This window comes from Streptomyces sp. NBC_01485 (genome assembly GCF_036227125.1).
Lineage (GTDB): Bacteria > Actinomycetota > Actinomycetes > Streptomycetales > Streptomycetaceae > Streptomyces.
The window spans coordinates 3272851-3287395 of sequence record NZ_CP109435.1; the positions used below are offsets into that span (position 1 = coordinate 3272851).

Genomic DNA, 14545 nt, shown 5'->3' on the forward strand with positions numbered 1-14545 from the left:
ACCCCATGCCCCGCAAGCTGCACCTCAACGCCTTCCTCATGAACACCGGGCACCACGAGGCCTCCTGGCGGCTTCCCGAGAGCGATCCATACGCTCACGTGGAGTTGGATCATTACGTCCACCTGGCCCGGACCGCCGAGCGCGGCACCTTCGACTCGCTCTTCCTCGCCGACGGGCCGCAGCTCTGGGGCAACGTCTCCCAGCGGCCGGGCGGCGCCCTGGAGCCGCTCACGCTGCTCACCGCCCTCGCGACGGCGACCCGGCACATCGGGCTGATCGCCACCGCGTCCACCTCCTACAACTCCCCCTACAACCTGGCCCGCAAGTTCGCCTCGCTCGACATCATCAGCGGCGGCCGGGCGGGCTGGAACATCGTCACGACGGCCGGGGCGGAGGCCGCCCGGAACTTCGGGCTGGAGGCCGAGCCCGCGCACGCGGAGCGGTACGCCCGTGCCGCCGAGTTCCTCGATGTGGCGCTGAAGCTCTGGGACAGCTGGGAGGACGACGCGATCATCGCCGACAAGGCGTCCGGGGTCTGGGGCGACGACGGCAAGATCCATCCGCCCCGGCACCAGGGGACGTACTTCAGCGTCGAGGGCGCCCTCAACGTCCCGCGTTCGCCGCAGGGTTACCCGCTGCTCGTGCAGGCCGGCTCCTCGGAGGACGGCAAGGCGTTCGCGGCCCGGTACGCGGAGGCGGTGTTCACCGCGCAGCAGACCCTCGGCGACGCGCAGGCCTTCTACGCCGACCTCAAGTCCCGTACCCGGCAGGCCGGTCGGGATCCCGAGCACCTCAAGGTGCTGCCCGGCATCGTCCCGGTGCTCGGCTCCACGGAGGCCGAGGCGCGGGCCAACGAGCAGATCCTCGAGGACCACATCGTGCACCGGCACGGGGTCGCCAACCTGGAGCGTCTGCTGCAACTGCCGTCCGGTTCACTCGAATTGGACGCCGAGCTGCCGGACGGGCTGCCCTCCGAGGACTCCATCGAGGGCGCCAAGAGCCGCTACACCCTGGTGGTGGAACTGGCCCGGCGTGAGCGGCTCACCGTGCGGCAACTGATCGGGCGGCTGGGCGGCGGGCGCGGGCACCTCACCTTCGCGGGCACGCCCGAGCAGGTCGCCGACGCGATCGAGACCTGGTTCACGCAGGGCGCCGCCGACGGCTTCAACATCATGCCCGCCGTCCTGCCCTCCGGCCTCGACGCCTTCGTCGACCACGTCGTCCCGCTCCTGCGCGCCCGTGGCCTGCTGCGCACCGAGTACGGCCCCCGCCAGACCCTCCGGGACCGCTACGGCCTCCCCCGCCCCGCCAACCAGTACGTCACCGCCGAAGAAGCCACCCCTCCCCCTGCCCCCACCGCCACCCCCACCCCCACTCCCACCCCCACCCTCGCCCCCGCCCCCGCCCTCGTCTGAAAGGACGCCCCCCATGAGCACGCTCGACATCCGCAAGGTCACCGCCCACATCGGCGCGCACGTCTTTGGCGTGGACATCTCCCAGCCCCTCGACGACAAGACCGTCGCCGCCCTCCGCGAGGCCCTCAACGTCCACAAGGCGCTGGTCTTCGACGACGTGCGCCTCGACGACGCGGGCCAGCAGGCCTTCGCCCGGCGCTTCGGCGACCTCACCACCGCCCACCCGACGGTCGCCGCCGTCGACGGCGCCCCGAACGTGCTGCCCGTCGACAGCGAGCAGGGCAGCGCCAACCAGTGGCACACCGACGTCACGTTCGTCCTCAACCCGCCGCAGGCCAGCACCCTGCGCAGCATCACGCTCCCGCCGTACGGCGGCGAGACGCTGATCGCCAACTCGGCCGCCGCCTACCGTCAACTGCCCCAGCCGCTGCGCACGTTGGCGGACACCCTGTGGGCCGAGCACACCAACGACCACGACTACGCGGTACCGGTGGAGGAGGTCGACGAGGTACGGGCCGCGCAGCGCGCCCGGTTCACGTCCATCAAGTTCCGCACCGCCCACCCCGTCGTCCGCGTCCACCCGCTGACCGGTGAACGCGGCCTGTTCATCGGCGGGTTCGCTCAGCGCCTGGTGGGGCTGTCGGTCGGCGAGTCCCGCAGGATCCTCGACCTGCTCCAGTCGTACGTCGTCCGGCCGGAGAACATCCTGCGGCACCGCTGGTCGCCGAACCAGCTCGTGCTGTTCGACAACCGCATCACCCAGCACTACGCGGTCGCCAACTACGACAAGCTGCCGCGCCGCCTGCACCGGGTGACCGTCGCCGGGGACGTACCGGCCGGCGTCGAGGGCAAGGAGAGCCACTCGATCGAGGGCGACGCGGCGCACTACACCCCCGTAGCGGCCTAGGCACTCCTGGTAGCCGGTCCATCCACATAGTGGGCAGGCCCTCCGCTCGCCCGGAGGGCCTGCCCAGAATGTGGGCGTTTTTGTCCATCTCACGCATTGGACGAGCCGCGCCCATGCCCAGCACCACCAAGGCGGAGACGTCCCACGAGGACGCCGTCGCCCCTCTCACCCACGGCCTCAAGCAGCGCCACCTGTCGATGATCGCCCTCGGCGGCGTCATCGGCGCGGGTCTCTTCGTCGGTTCGGGGGCGGGAATCGCCGCCGCCGGGCCGTCGATCGTCCTCGCCTACACCGTCTCCGGTCTCCTCGTGATGCTGGTGATGCGGATGCTGGGCGAGATGTCGGCCGCGCATCCCTCGTCGGGCTCGTTCTCGGCGCATGCCGAGCGGGCGTTCGGGCCCTGGGCGGGCTTCACCGTGGGCTGGGCCTTCTGGGTCCTGCTGTGCACGGCCGTCGGCCTGGAGGGCATCGGCGCCGCGAAGATCGTCACGGGCTGGCTGCCGGGCACGCCCGAGTGGGCCTGGGTGGCCCTGTTCATGCTCCTGTTCTGCGGGGCGAACCTGGCCGCCGTGAAGAACTTCGGCGAGTTCGAGTTCTGGTTCGCGGCCCTGAAGGTCGGTGCGATCACCCTGTTCCTGCTGCTGGGCGTGCTGGCCGTCGTCGGCGTCCTGCCGGGCACGGACTCGCCGGGGACGTCCAACCTGGGCGACCTCCTCCCGCACGGCAGCGAGGGTCTGGTCGTCGGCCTGCTCGCCTCGGTCTTCTCGTACGGCGGCCTGGAGACGGTCACCATCGCCGCCGCCGAGTCCGAGGACCCGGTCAGGGGCGTGGCGAGCGCGGTCCGTACGGCCATGTGGCGCATCGCGCTGTTCTACATCGGCTCGATGGCGGTCATCGTCACGCTCGTGCCCTGGGACTCGGCGGCGGTCGTGGAGAAGGGCCCGTACGTCGCAGCCCTCGACCATCTCGGCATCCCGGGCGCCGGTCAGGTGATGAACGTGGTCGTGCTGGTCGCGCTGCTCAGCGCCATGAACGCCAACATCTACGGCGCCTCGCGCATGGTGCACTCGCTGGTGGAGCGGGGTCACGCGCCGAGGACGCTGGGCCGGGTGTCGGGCGGCGCGCCCCGCGTCGCGGTGCTGGCCTCCTGCGTCTTCGGCTTCGTGTGCGTGGTGCTCAGCTACTGGCGGCCGGACGACGTCTTCCCGTGGCTGCTGAACATGATCGGCGCGGTGATCCTGGTCGCCTGGATCTTCATCGCGCTCTCCCAGTTGCGGCTGCGCCGCCGGCTGGAGCGGGAGTCGCCGGAGAAGCTGGTCGTGCGGATGTGGGCGTTCCCGGTGCTGACGTGGGTCGCGCTGGCGGGCATGGCGGCGATCCTCGTCCTGATGGCGCGGGAGCCGGGCACCCGGGTGCAGTTGTACTGGTCGGGCGGGATGACGGCGTTCCTGGCGGCCGTCGGGTACGCGTGGCAGCGCAGGCGGACCAGAGGCTGACCCCGGCCCACGTGCACGGAAAGGCCCTCACGCGGGAAGGACACGTGAGGGCCTTCCTGTCGCTATCCTGCACTTGCGACCAGCTTGCAATAAGCTGGCGAAGTCCTGCACGGACGTGTTGTGCCGGCGCCCTGAGACAGACATGAAGCGTCCTGCCTCGTGATCGTCTTCTCACCCTTCACGGCGGCGGGCGGAATGAAGGAGCGGCCCCGCGAGGACATGACTCGCGGGGCCGCTCCCGTATGCGCGGCGGTCACCCGACACGCGCGCGGGTGGCGGAGGCTTCCCTTCGACGCGCGTTCCGGGCGACAGTGGCCCGCATGGGTCTTCCGACGAGGCGGTGCCCCAACTGCGGGGACACCGACCAGGGCTTCCGGCCGCTGCACGGCAACGAGACGGTCTTCGCCCTGACGCGGGTGGAGCGGGCCGATCTCGGCAAGTACCGGCGCTGCACCCGCGAGGGCTGCGTACGCGTGCAGTCCTACTTCAACTGGCGGTCCGGCTTCGACCTGCCGGAGGAGTTCCGGACGCCCCCGCCGCCGCCCCCGCCGCCTCCGCCGTCGTCGGACAGGTAGTCCGGCGAGGCCCTCGCGTAGCGGCCGACGTGCGGGGGTTTTCCCCCTCCTCCGGGTCAACCGATCGGTGGACGCCAAGTTCCACCGGATACCCGTGTCCCTCAACTGCCCTGCTCGGCAAGGCTTTTGGGCATGAAATCACTCACTGTGCACTCACTCGCCGTGCACTCGGTCACCGTGCGCATGGCGCGTTCCAGCGCGCGGCACCCGTGGCGGGCGATCGTCGGCTGGCTGGTGTTCGTGGCGCTGTGCCTGGCGGTCGGCGGTGCCGTCGGGATGAACAGCGCGCGGACGGCCGACTACCGGGTCGGCGAGGCCGGCCGGGCCGAGGCCATGGCGGCCGAAGGGGACCTGGCCCGCCGGTCCACCGAGCAGGTGCTGATCTCGGCCCGGGCCGGGTCCCTCGACGCCTCGTCCGCGTCCGCCGGGTCCCTCGACGCGTCCGCCGCCCAGGCCGCCGTACGGGATCTCACCGCCCGGATGGAACGACTGCCCAAGGTCGCGGAGGTCGCCGCGCCGGTCCGCTCCGCCGACGGGCGGATCCTCATGGTCGAGGTGGCCCTGAAGGGCGAGGAGCGGGACGCCAAGGACAAGGTCGACGCGCTCACCGCGCAGACCCGGGCCGTGCAGCGGGCCCACCCGGAGCTGCTGCTCCAGGAGACCGGAAGTCCCTCCATCAGCAAGGGAGTCGACGAGCAGCGCGGTGACGATCTCGCGCTCTCCGAGAAGATCACCCTGCCGGTCACGCTGCTGACGCTGCTGCTCGTGTTCGGCTCGCTCACCATGGCCGCCGTGCCGCTGCTGCTCGCGCTGTCGTCGATCGCGGCGGCCGTCGGACTGTCGATGGCGGCCTCGCACGTCACCCCCGACACCGGGGTCGGCACGAACGTGATCCTGATGATCGGCCTCGCCGTCGGCGTCGACTACACGCTCTTCTATTTGAAGCGGGAGCGTGAGGAACGGGCCCGCAGTGGGGGCCTGTTGAGTCCGGAGGCGCTGGTGGAGCTGGCGGCGGCCACCTCCGGGCGGGCCGTGGTGGTCTCCGGGTTCGCGGTCGTCGCCTCGACGGCCACGCTGTATCTCGCCTCGGACGTCGTCTTCTCCTCGCTCGCCACCGGCACCGTCCTGGTCGTCCTGGTCGCGATGGCCAGCTCCCTGACGGCGCTGCCCGCGCTGCTGACCGTGCTGGGGAGGCGGGCGGAGCGCAGGGCCGAGCGCAGGGCCGAGCGGGCAGCGGAGCGGCGGGCGGCTCGGGGGAAGCCCGCCCGGCGCACCCGCGACGGCGAGAGCGGCGAGCGCGGAGGCGGCGAGAGCGGTGGCAGCCGGGTCTGGACCGCGCTCCTGCGGCCCGCCGCCCGGCACCCCCTCGCCACCCTCGGTGTCTCCGTCCTCGCCCTGCTCGCGCTCGTCGTCCCGCTGGCCGGTCTGCACATCACGGAGATGAGCCGGGACACGCACTCCCGCGAGATCCCCGCGATGCGGGTGTACGACCGGCTCAACGCGGCGTTCCCGCAGCAGCGGGTCACCCATCAGGTCGTCGTGCGCGCCGACGCCGCACAGACCGGCCAGGTCGGCGACGCGCTGGACAGGCTGGCCCAACTCACCGACTCCGACCGCCTGTTCACCGGAACGACGCGGCTGCGCACCTCCGCCGACCACCGGATCAGCACCCTCGAACTGCACGTGCCGTACCTGGGCGACTCCGACCAGGCCCGCGACTCCCTCGACCACCTGCGCCACGACTACCTGCCCGCCACCGTCGGCCGGATCACCGGCGCCGAGTACGGCGTGAGCGGTGACGTCGCCCGGTACACCGACTATCCGGCCCACCAGAACGCCAAACTCCCGCTCGTGCTCGGGGCGTTGCTGCTGGTGACCTTCCTGATGACGGTGTACGCGTTCCGCTCCGTGGTCCTCGGTCTGCTCGGCGTGGCACTGAACCTGCTGTCGGCGGCGGCCGCGCTCGGGCTGCTGGTGCTCGTGTTCCAACACACGTGGGCCGAGGGACTGTTGGACTTCCGCTCCACCGGTTCGATCGGGTCGCGGGTGCCGTTGTTCCTGTTCGTGATCCTCTTCGGGCTCTCCATGGACTACCAGGTGTTCGTCGTCAGCCGGATCAGGGAGGCCGTGCTCGCCGGGACACCGACCCGGGAGGCGGTGCTCGACGGGGTCCGCCGGTCGGCGAGCGTGGTGACCAGCGCGGCGGTCGTGATGACGACCGTGTTCGTGAGCTTCGTCTTCCTCCACATCATCGAGATGAAGCAGATCGGGTTCGTGCTCGCGGCGGCCGTCCTGCTGGACGCCTTCGTCGTACGCATCCTGATCCTGCCGTCGGCGATGCTGCTGCTGGGCGAGCGGAGCTGGTGGCCGTCGCGGCCGGTGCGCGAGGCGGCGCCTGCGCAGACCCCGGTGCCGCCCGACCGGCCGGTGGTCGACGTACGTTGAGTCGGCGTACGTCGAGTCCGCGTACGTTGACCGGCGTGACCGCTCTCGTCGGGCCGCTCGCCGGGCCCTCCGCCGACCCGTTCCGGGCCACCTCGCTGCGCCGCTGGAACGCGGTGTGCTGGGTGCTGTTCGCCGCGATGGCCGTCGGGATCGCGGTGATGGGCCGGCCGGGCGGGGGCATGTACAAGGCGCTCGGGCTGCTGGGCTGCGTGGTGCTGAGCTACGCGCTCGTGGACCGCTTCCCGGACAACCCCGTCGTACGGCCGCACGGTTACCTCACGGTGTTGGTGCTCGCGCTCGGCGGGCTGGCGTATCTGCGCACCAGTTACGCGGCGCTGTTCATGGTGACGCTGCCGCACTACTGGATGTTCGGGCGGACCCCGAGGATCTCCATGTGGTTCCTCGGACTCGCCACCGCCTCGACGCTGCTGGGGAGTTGGCTGCTACAGGGCTGGACGGCGGAGTTCCTCGGCGAGACGGCCGTGTCCACCCTCATCGTCGTCGCGGTGGGGGTGCTGATCGGGCTGTGGGCGCACTCGGTGGTCGAGCAGAGCGCCGAACGGGCCCGGCTGATCGATGAGTTGGAGCAGACGCAGGCCCAACTGTCCGAGGCGCACCAGCGGCAGGGCGCGGCGGACGAGCGGGAGCGGCTGGCGCGCGAGATCCACGACACCCTCGCCCAGGGCTTCGCGTCGATCGTCGTGCTCGCGGAGGCGGCCCGGGCCGGGATCGCCGCCGATCCGGCGCGCAGCGCCCAGCAGTTGCGGTCGATCGAGTCGACGGCGCGCGAAAACCTCACGGAGGCACGGGAGTTGGTCGGCTCGGGCGGGCGGCCCGGCGGGCTGGCGGCGGGCTCCGTGGCCGTGACCCTGCGGCGGATCCTGGACCGATTCGTCGAGGACACCGGGCTCACCGTGGACGCCGACCTCACGGACCTCGACTGCGACCAGCAGACCCGCATCGCGCTGCTGCGCTGCACGCAGGAGTCCCTGGCCAACGTGCGCAAGCACGCGCGGGCCTCCACGGTCGGCGTGGTGCTGGCCCGGCGGCCGTACGCGGTGGAGCTGGAGATCACCGACGACGGCGCCGGGTTCGCGGTGGAGGAGTCGACGGGCTTCGGACTGGACGGGATGCGCAAACGGGTGGCGGAACTGGGCGGACGGCTGACGGTGACCAGCTCGGTCGGGGACGGGACACGGGTCCTGGCGATGATCCCGCAGGAGACTTCGGGAGAGGGGCCGGCATGAGAGGGGTGGGCATGAGCGAGAGAACGACTCTGCGGGTCGTCGTGGTCGACGATCACACCGTCATGCGGGCCGGGGTGGTGGCCCTGCTGGCCTGTGAGGACGGCATCGAGATCGTCGGCGAGGCGGGCGACGGCCGTGCCGCCCTCGACCTCGTCGCGCGGCACGACCCCGACGTGGCCCTCGTCGACCTGCGGATGCCGGTCCTCGACGGGGTCGCGACGACGGCCGAGATCGTCGCCCGGCATCCGCGTACCAGGGTGCTGATCCTGACGACGTACGACACGGACGCCGACATCGAGCGCGGGGTGGAGGCCGGCGCCATCGGCTATCTGCTGAAGGACACCACGCGCGAACAGCTCGTCGACGCGATCCGGGCGGCGGCGCGCGGGGAGACGGTGCTCGCGCCCCGGGTGGCGGAGAAGCTCGTCGCCCGGCTGCGGCGGCCGGTCCAGGAGGCGCTGACCGCCCGGGAGACGGACGTCCTCGGCGCGGTCGCGGACGGGCTGACCAACGCCGAGATCGGCCGGCGCCTCGTCATCTCCGAGGCCACCGTCAAGACCCACCTGCTGCGCCTGTTCGCCAAGCTCGACGTGAACGACCGGACCCGGGCGGTGGTGGTGGCCATGGAGCGGGGGATGCTGCGCCGGCCGTAAGACGGCCTGCCGGCGGACCGGGGACCGGGGACCAAAAGGTCAGGGCTTGCGGCCCAGGCCTCCGTGCTGGCCGATCGGGGGCGGGGCCGTGCCCGGCTCCGGGCGCCACAGGGGGACGGAGACGACGCCCGGATCCACCAGTTCCAGTCCCTCGAAGTAGCCCTCGATCTGCTCGACCGGGCGCAGGAAGTACGGGACCGCGCCGGTCTCGTTGTAGGCGTCCTGGGCGGCCTCGTAGGCGGGGTCCGTGCCACGGGAGCCGTCGTTGACCGACAGGTAGCTGCCGGCGGGCAGGCCGGACAGCAGGGCCCGGACGAGGTCGCGGGCGCGGTCGTAGCCGTCGACGTGGCCGAGGATGCCGCTGAGGATCAGCGCGGTGGGGCGGTCGAGGTCGAGGGTCGCGCCCGCCGCCTCCAGGATGCGCTCGGGTGCGTGGAGGCTCAGGTCCTCGTACGCCGTCACGCCCTCGGAGGTGGAGGTGAGCAGGGCGCGGGCGTGGGCCAGGACCAGCGGGTCGTTGTCGACGTAGACGATCCGTGCCTCGGGGGCCAGGCGCTGGGCGACCTCGTGGGTGTTGTCCACGGTGGGCAGCCCGGTGCCGACGTCGAGGAACTGGCGGACGCCCGCCTCCTCGACCAGGTACCGGATGCTGCGGCCGAGGAAGGCGCGGCTGCTGCGCGCGACGGTGACGATGCCGGGGAAGACGGCGGTGTAGGCGTCGCCGGCCGCCTCGTCCACCGGGTAGTTGTCCTTGCCGCCCAGCCAGTAGTTCCAGATGCGGGCCGAATGCGGCACCGAGGTGTCGATCTTCGTCATGGGAACCATGGTGCCCCCGCGAGGCCGGCTCGCGGGGGCCTTGCGGCGCAGAATTTGTTACAGATTGCTGAAGTCAGGGCCCTTGGTTCGGGTGCGCTTGATCTCGTAGAAGCCGGGGACCGAGGCGACGGCCAGGGTGCCGTCCCAGAGGCGCGCGGCCTCCTCGCCCTTGGGGGTGGGGGTGACGACGGGGCCGAAGAAGGCGATCTGCTCGCCGTCGGCGCCGGGGACGGCGATGACCGGGGTGCCGACGTCCTGGCCGACCTTCTCGATGCCCTCCTTGTGGGAGGCGCGCAGTTGGGCGTCGAACTCGAAGTCCGACTGCTCGGCGTACTCGATGAGGGACGCGGGCAGACCGACGTCCTTCAGCGCGCCCGCGATGGCCTCCACGGTCGGGCCCTCGCCGTTGTTGTGGAAACGGGTGCCGAGCGCCGTGTAGAGCGGGCCGAGGACGTCCTCCCCGTGCAGCTGCCAGGCGGCGGTGACCACGCGGACCGGCGGCCAGGCCTTGACCGCGAGCATCTCGCGGTACTCCTCGGGCAGCTCGTCGAGCTTGTTCTCGTTGAGGACGGCGAGGCTCATGATGTGCCAGCGCACCTCGATGTCACGGACCTTCTCCACTTCCAGGACCCAGCGGGACGTCATCCAGGCCCAGGGGCACAGCGGGTCGAACCAGAAGTCGACGGGGGTCTTCTCCGACATGTCTCTCCTCAACGGGAAGTCTTTCCCCACTGAACACCGCCGCCGGTGCCGGTCATTCCCGCCGGTCATTCCCGCCGCCCGTTCCCGCCGCCCGTTCCCGCCGCCCGTTCCCGCCGCCCGTTCCCACCGCCCGTTCCCACCGCCCGTTCCCACCGCCCGTTCCCACCGCCCGTTCCCACCGCCCGTTCACTGCTGCCGGGCTTGACGGGCGCGTGGCAGGATCGCTCCTGTTCACGAGACCCGTGAAACCCGTACACACCCTGTTACACACCCCTGTACATCGCAGCCTGAGGGAGTACCGCCCGTGCCCGGTGAGAACCTGTCCCGCGACGAGGCCCGGGAGCGGGCCGCCCTGCTGTCCGTCGACGGGTACGACGTGTCACTCGACGTGCGTTCGGCTGTCGGCGACCCGGCCGTGGGCGACCGGGCCGACCGGGCCGGGGACGGGCCGCGCACCTTCCGGTCGGTCACCACGGTCCGCTTCCGCTGCAACGAGCCCGGCGCGTCGAGCTTCGCGGACCTGATCGCGCCGAGTGTGACGTCCGTCTCCCTCAACGGCCGCGATCTCGACCCCGGCGAGGTCTTCGACGGCGTCCGGATCCTCCTGGAGGACCTGGCCGCGGAGAACGAGCTGGTCGTCGACGCGCAGTGCGCCTACTCCCGCACCGGCGAGGGCCTGCACCGCTTCGTCGACCCGGAGGACGGCGAGGTGTACCTGTACACGCAGTACGAGCCGGCCGACGCCCGCCGGGTCTTCGTGAACTTCGAGCAGCCCGACCTCAAGGCCCCGTTCCGGTTCGAGGTGCGCGCGCCCGAGGAGTGGGTGGTGTGGAGCAACGGCGCCGGGGAACCGGCCGACGGCGTATGGCGGTTCACGGAGACGAAGCCGATCTCGACGTACATCACCTGCGTCGTGGCCGGCCCGTACCACTACGTGACGGACTCGTACACGCGCGACCTCGGTGACGGTACGACGCTGGAGATCCCCCTCGGCGCGATGTGCCGCAAGGGTCTGGCCCCCTACTTCGAGGCCGACGACGTCTTCCTGATCACCAAGCAGGGCCTGGACTTCTTCCACGACCACTTCGACTACCCGTACCCCTTCGGGAAGTACGACCAGGCGTTCGTCCCCGAGTACAACCTCGGGGCGATGGAGAACCCGGGCCTGGTGACCTTCCGCGAGGAGCTCGTCTTCCGCGGCAAGGTGACGCGGGTGGCGTACGAGGGGCGCGCCAACGTCATCCTGCACGAGATGGCGCACATGTGGTTCGGCGACCTGGTCACCATGGAGTGGTGGGACGACCTGTGGCTCAAGGAGTCCTTCGCCGACTTCATGGGCACGTTCGCGAACGTCGGCGCGACGCGCTTCACCGACGCCTGGATCACCTTCGCCAACCGCCGCAAGGCGTGGGCGTACCGGGCCGACCAGCTCCCCTCCACCCACCCCGTCACCGCCGACATCCGCGACCTCCAGGACGCCAAGCTCAACTTCGACGGCATCACCTACGCCAAGGGCGCCAGCGTGCTGAAGCAGTTGGTGGCGTACGTCGGGCAGGACGCGTTCATGGAGGGCGCCCGCCGCTACTTCAAGCGGCACGCGTACGGCAACACGCGCCTCGGCGACCTGCTGTCGGTGCTCGGCGAGACCAGCGGCCGGGACATGGGCGCGTGGGCCGGGTCCTGGCTCCAGACGGCCGGCGTGAACTCCCTGACGCCGCAGGTGCTGCTGGACGCGCAGGGCCGTGTCGACGAGCTGGCGGTCCTCCAGGAGGCCGCAGAGTCGCACCCCGAGCTGCGCCCGCACCGCGTGGCGATCGGCCTCTACCGTCTCGAAGAGGGCCGTCTCGTGCGGTACGCGCGCGCCGAGGCGGACGTCGACGGGCCGCGCACGGTCGTGCCGGAGCTGGTGGGCGAGGCGGCCCCGGAGCTGGTGCTCGTCAACGACGACGACCTGACGTACTGCAAGATCCGCTTCGACGAGACCTCCCTGGACACCCTGCGGGAGCACCTGGGGGCCATGACCGACCCGCTGGCCCGCGCCCTGTGCTGGTCGGCGCTGTGGAACCTGACCCGGGACGCGCTGCTGCCCGCGCGGGACTTCGTCGACCTGGTGCTGCGGTTCGCGGGGCGCGAGTCCGACATCGGGGTCCTGCAGATGCTGCACGCGTGGGCGGACTCGGCGCTGGTGCACTACGTGACCCCGGAGGCGCGGCCGGACGTCGGCGCGCTGCTCTCCGAGGGCGCCGAGCGCGAGTTGCGGCGCGCCGAGCCGGGCAGCGAGCACCAGTTGGCGTGGGCCCGCTTCTACGCCCAGAAGGCCGCCGACCCGGCCGCCTTCGAGCTGCTCCAGGGTCTGCTGGACGGCACGTCCGGCGTCGACGGCCTGGACGTCGACCAGGAGCTGCGCTGGGTGTTCCTGGAGCCGCTGGTCGCGCACGGGTTCGCCGACGAGAAGGCGCTGTCCGCCGAACTGGCCCGCGACGACACGGCGTCCGGCAAGCGGCACCAGGTCCGCTGTCTCGCCGCCCGCCCCTCGGCGGCGGTCAAGGCGCAGGCGTGGGCCCAGCTCGTCGAGTCGGACGCGCTGTCCAACGCGCTGGTGGAGGCGACGATCGCCGGGTTCGACCAGCCCTCGCAGCGGGAACTGCTCGCGCCGTACACGGAGAAGTACTTCGCGTCGATCGAGCGGATCTGGGCCGAGCGGTCCATCCAGATCGCGATGAACACCGTCAAGGGCCTGTTCCCGTCGCTCCAGGACTCTCCGGGGACGCTGGAAGCGACGGACGCGTGGCTGGCGGCGCACGAGTCGGCGGCTCCGGCGCTGCGGCGGCTGGTGCTGGAGGCGCGGGACGATCTGGCGCGGGCGCTGCGGGCGCAACATCGCTAAAAACCTTGGCCAAGGATTCCGCTGACGGTCACCGTTACGGAATTCAGTCAATCGGAACCGTAACCCCTGGCTCCCCCATTCGGGACCAGGGGTTTTCGGTGCCTACTCGGCATCCGAACACCCGTCCTTTAGGGCGAGCTTGTCCGGATTTGTCGACGGGCGTGTAACAGCGGTTATGCGGCGGTCCGGGTGCGGAATCCCCGTTGCATGAACCCCAACACCCCGCTCCCCCAGGTTCCCTCGGCGTCCCCCCGCCCGGTCCGCCACCTGTCCGACGTCCAGCGCCGCGTGACGACGGCGGCCCAGCTCCGCGCGCAGGGCGTGGCACCGGCCGAGGCGAACGATCAGTGCCGTCCCGGCGGCCCCTGGCAGCAGCTCCTCCCCGGCGTCTACCTGCTCCACCCGGGGCCGCCGACCAGCGAGGAGCGGCTGCACGCGGTGCTGATGTACGCGGCCCGCGAGGCGGCGGCGCCCGCCGTGCCGGCCCAGCCGGGCGCCGGGGGACCGCACCGGCAGGTGTACCAGGACGCGATGATCACGGGCCTGGCCGCCCTGAACCTGCACGGCCTGTCGTCGGCTCCGCCACTGCTGTCCCTGGAGCACATCGACGTCCTCGTCCCGCGGCTGCGCCGGCTGCGCTCGACGGGCGACGCGCACATCGTCCGCACGGCGGCCATGCCCGCTCCCGAGCTGGCCACCGGCATCCCGGTGGCGCCGGTACCGCGCGCGCTGGCCGACGCGGTGGCCCAACTGACGGACGCGGGGGCCGTCCGGCGGCTGCTGTCGGAGGCGGTACGCGGCGGCCACTGCGAACCGGCGGCGATCGTACGGGAGTTGAACGACGCGAAGCTGCTGAACCGCCCGCACGTGGTCGACGCGGTGGACTCGCTGCTCGCCGAGGGCCGCGCGATCGCGGAGGACCGTCTCTACACGATGGTGTGCGAGTACGGCCTCCCCGACCCGGTGTGGAACGTGGACCTCCGCCTGCCGGGCGGCCCCCACCTGGGCGGCCTCGACGCGTACTGGCCTGAGCAGGCGGTGGCGGTGGAACTGGACACCCGGGCGCCGAGGCAGGACGAGGACGCGCTGTGGTCCGAATACGCCCGCAAGCGGGAGCACTTGGAGCGGCTGGGCATCACGGTCGTCCACATCACCCCGAGGAAGCTGAGGGACTCGATGGAACAGCAGGCGGCGGTGGTCCGTACGGCCCTGATGGCGTCGGGCGACAGGGACCCGGCGGCGTATGTCGTGGTGCTGCCCCGGTAGGGGGACCGGGGCCGGGGGGCCTGGATCCGGGGCGGCGGCCGGGGTGCTGTCGGCCGCGAATGGTGACACTTCCTACCGGGAGTGTCACCATTCGCGGAACTGTGACCCGGCGGCGCCAGGAGGGGAGAGGAGGGGT

General features: G+C 71.6%; 11 protein-coding genes. 9 read left to right on the forward strand and 2 right to left on the reverse strand.

Annotation, left to right across the window (positions count from 1 at the left end; all coding sequences use genetic code 11):
• Positions 1-5: 5 nt before the first annotated feature.
• The 7 genes from OG352_RS15005 (at position 6) to OG352_RS15035 (ending at position 8738) form a co-directional block, all read left to right on the forward strand.
• Positions 6-1415, forward strand: coding sequence for an LLM class flavin-dependent oxidoreductase (locus OG352_RS15005; protein ID WP_329217388.1), 1410 nt, complete (start codon positions 6-8; stop codon positions 1413-1415).
• A 13-nt stretch (positions 1416-1428) separates the two neighbouring features.
• Entirely contained in the window at positions 1429-2322 is an 894-nt protein-coding gene (locus tag OG352_RS15010; protein ID WP_329217389.1) for a TauD/TfdA dioxygenase family protein, read from the forward strand.
• Between the two features lie 113 nt (positions 2323-2435).
• Positions 2436-3818 (forward strand): amino acid permease, encoded by a 1383-nt coding sequence (locus OG352_RS15015; RefSeq protein WP_329217390.1) that lies wholly within the window; start codon positions 2436-2438, stop codon positions 3816-3818.
• Between the two features lie 320 nt (positions 3819-4138).
• Complete coding sequence (locus OG352_RS15020; RefSeq protein ID WP_329217392.1) at positions 4139-4393, forward strand: hypothetical protein; 255 nt, start codon at positions 4139-4141, stop codon at positions 4391-4393.
• Between the two features lie 132 nt (positions 4394-4525).
• Entirely contained in the window at positions 4526-6838 is a 2313-nt protein-coding gene (locus tag OG352_RS15025; protein ID WP_329217394.1) for an MMPL family transporter, read from the forward strand.
• Positions 6839-6873: 35 nt separating this feature from the next.
• Complete coding sequence (locus OG352_RS15030; protein ID WP_443072277.1) at positions 6874-8085, forward strand: sensor histidine kinase; 1212 nt, start codon at positions 6874-6876, stop codon at positions 8083-8085.
• A gap of 11 nt (positions 8086-8096) precedes the next feature.
• Positions 8097-8738, forward strand: coding sequence for a response regulator transcription factor (locus tag OG352_RS15035; RefSeq protein WP_329217398.1), 642 nt, complete (start codon positions 8097-8099; stop codon positions 8736-8738).
• A 39-nt stretch (positions 8739-8777) separates the two neighbouring features.
• On the opposite strand, the gene OG352_RS15040 is transcribed toward OG352_RS15035, so the two are convergent.
• Positions 8778-9554 (reverse strand): SAM-dependent methyltransferase, encoded by a 777-nt coding sequence (locus OG352_RS15040; protein WP_329217400.1) that lies wholly within the window; start codon positions 9552-9554, stop codon positions 8778-8780.
• Positions 9555-9611: 57 nt separating this feature from the next.
• A complete protein-coding gene (locus OG352_RS15045; protein WP_329217402.1) occupies positions 9612-10256 on the reverse strand; it encodes a mycothiol-dependent nitroreductase Rv2466c family protein in 645 nt (214 codons plus the stop codon).
• A 304-nt stretch (positions 10257-10560) separates the two neighbouring features.
• Between OG352_RS15045 and pepN the strand changes: the two genes are divergently transcribed.
• Positions 10561-13143 (forward strand): aminopeptidase N, encoded by a 2583-nt coding sequence (pepN, locus tag OG352_RS15050; RefSeq protein ID WP_329217404.1) that lies wholly within the window; start codon positions 10561-10563, stop codon positions 13141-13143.
• A gap of 207 nt (positions 13144-13350) precedes the next feature.
• Positions 13351-14409: a hypothetical protein gene (locus OG352_RS15055; RefSeq protein ID WP_329217406.1), complete on the forward strand. Its 1059-nt coding sequence runs from the start codon at positions 13351-13353 to the stop codon at positions 14407-14409.
• The last annotated feature ends 136 nt before the right edge of the window (positions 14410-14545 follow it).

Coding starts and splice junctions, on each gene's coding strand:
- OG352_RS15005 (WP_329217388.1), top strand. CDS start 6: ATGCCCCGCAAGCTGCACCTCAACGCCTTCCTCATGAACACCGGGCAC.
- OG352_RS15055 (WP_329217406.1), top strand. CDS start 13,351: ATGAACCCCAACACCCCGCTCCCCCAGGTTCCCTCGGCGTCCCCCCGC.
- OG352_RS15025 (WP_329217394.1), top strand. CDS start 4,526: ATGAAATCACTCACTGTGCACTCACTCGCCGTGCACTCGGTCACCGTG.
- OG352_RS15010 (WP_329217389.1), top strand. CDS start 1,429: ATGAGCACGCTCGACATCCGCAAGGTCACCGCCCACATCGGCGCGCAC.
- OG352_RS15015 (WP_329217390.1), top strand. CDS start 2,436: ATGCCCAGCACCACCAAGGCGGAGACGTCCCACGAGGACGCCGTCGCC.
- OG352_RS15045 (WP_329217402.1), bottom strand. CDS start 10,256: ATGTCGGAGAAGACCCCCGTCGACTTCTGGTTCGACCCGCTGTGCCCC.
- OG352_RS15040 (WP_329217400.1), bottom strand. CDS start 9,554: ATGACGAAGATCGACACCTCGGTGCCGCATTCGGCCCGCATCTGGAAC.
- OG352_RS15020 (WP_329217392.1), top strand. CDS start 4,139: ATGGGTCTTCCGACGAGGCGGTGCCCCAACTGCGGGGACACCGACCAG.
- OG352_RS15035 (WP_329217398.1), top strand. CDS start 8,097: ATGAGCGAGAGAACGACTCTGCGGGTCGTCGTGGTCGACGATCACACC.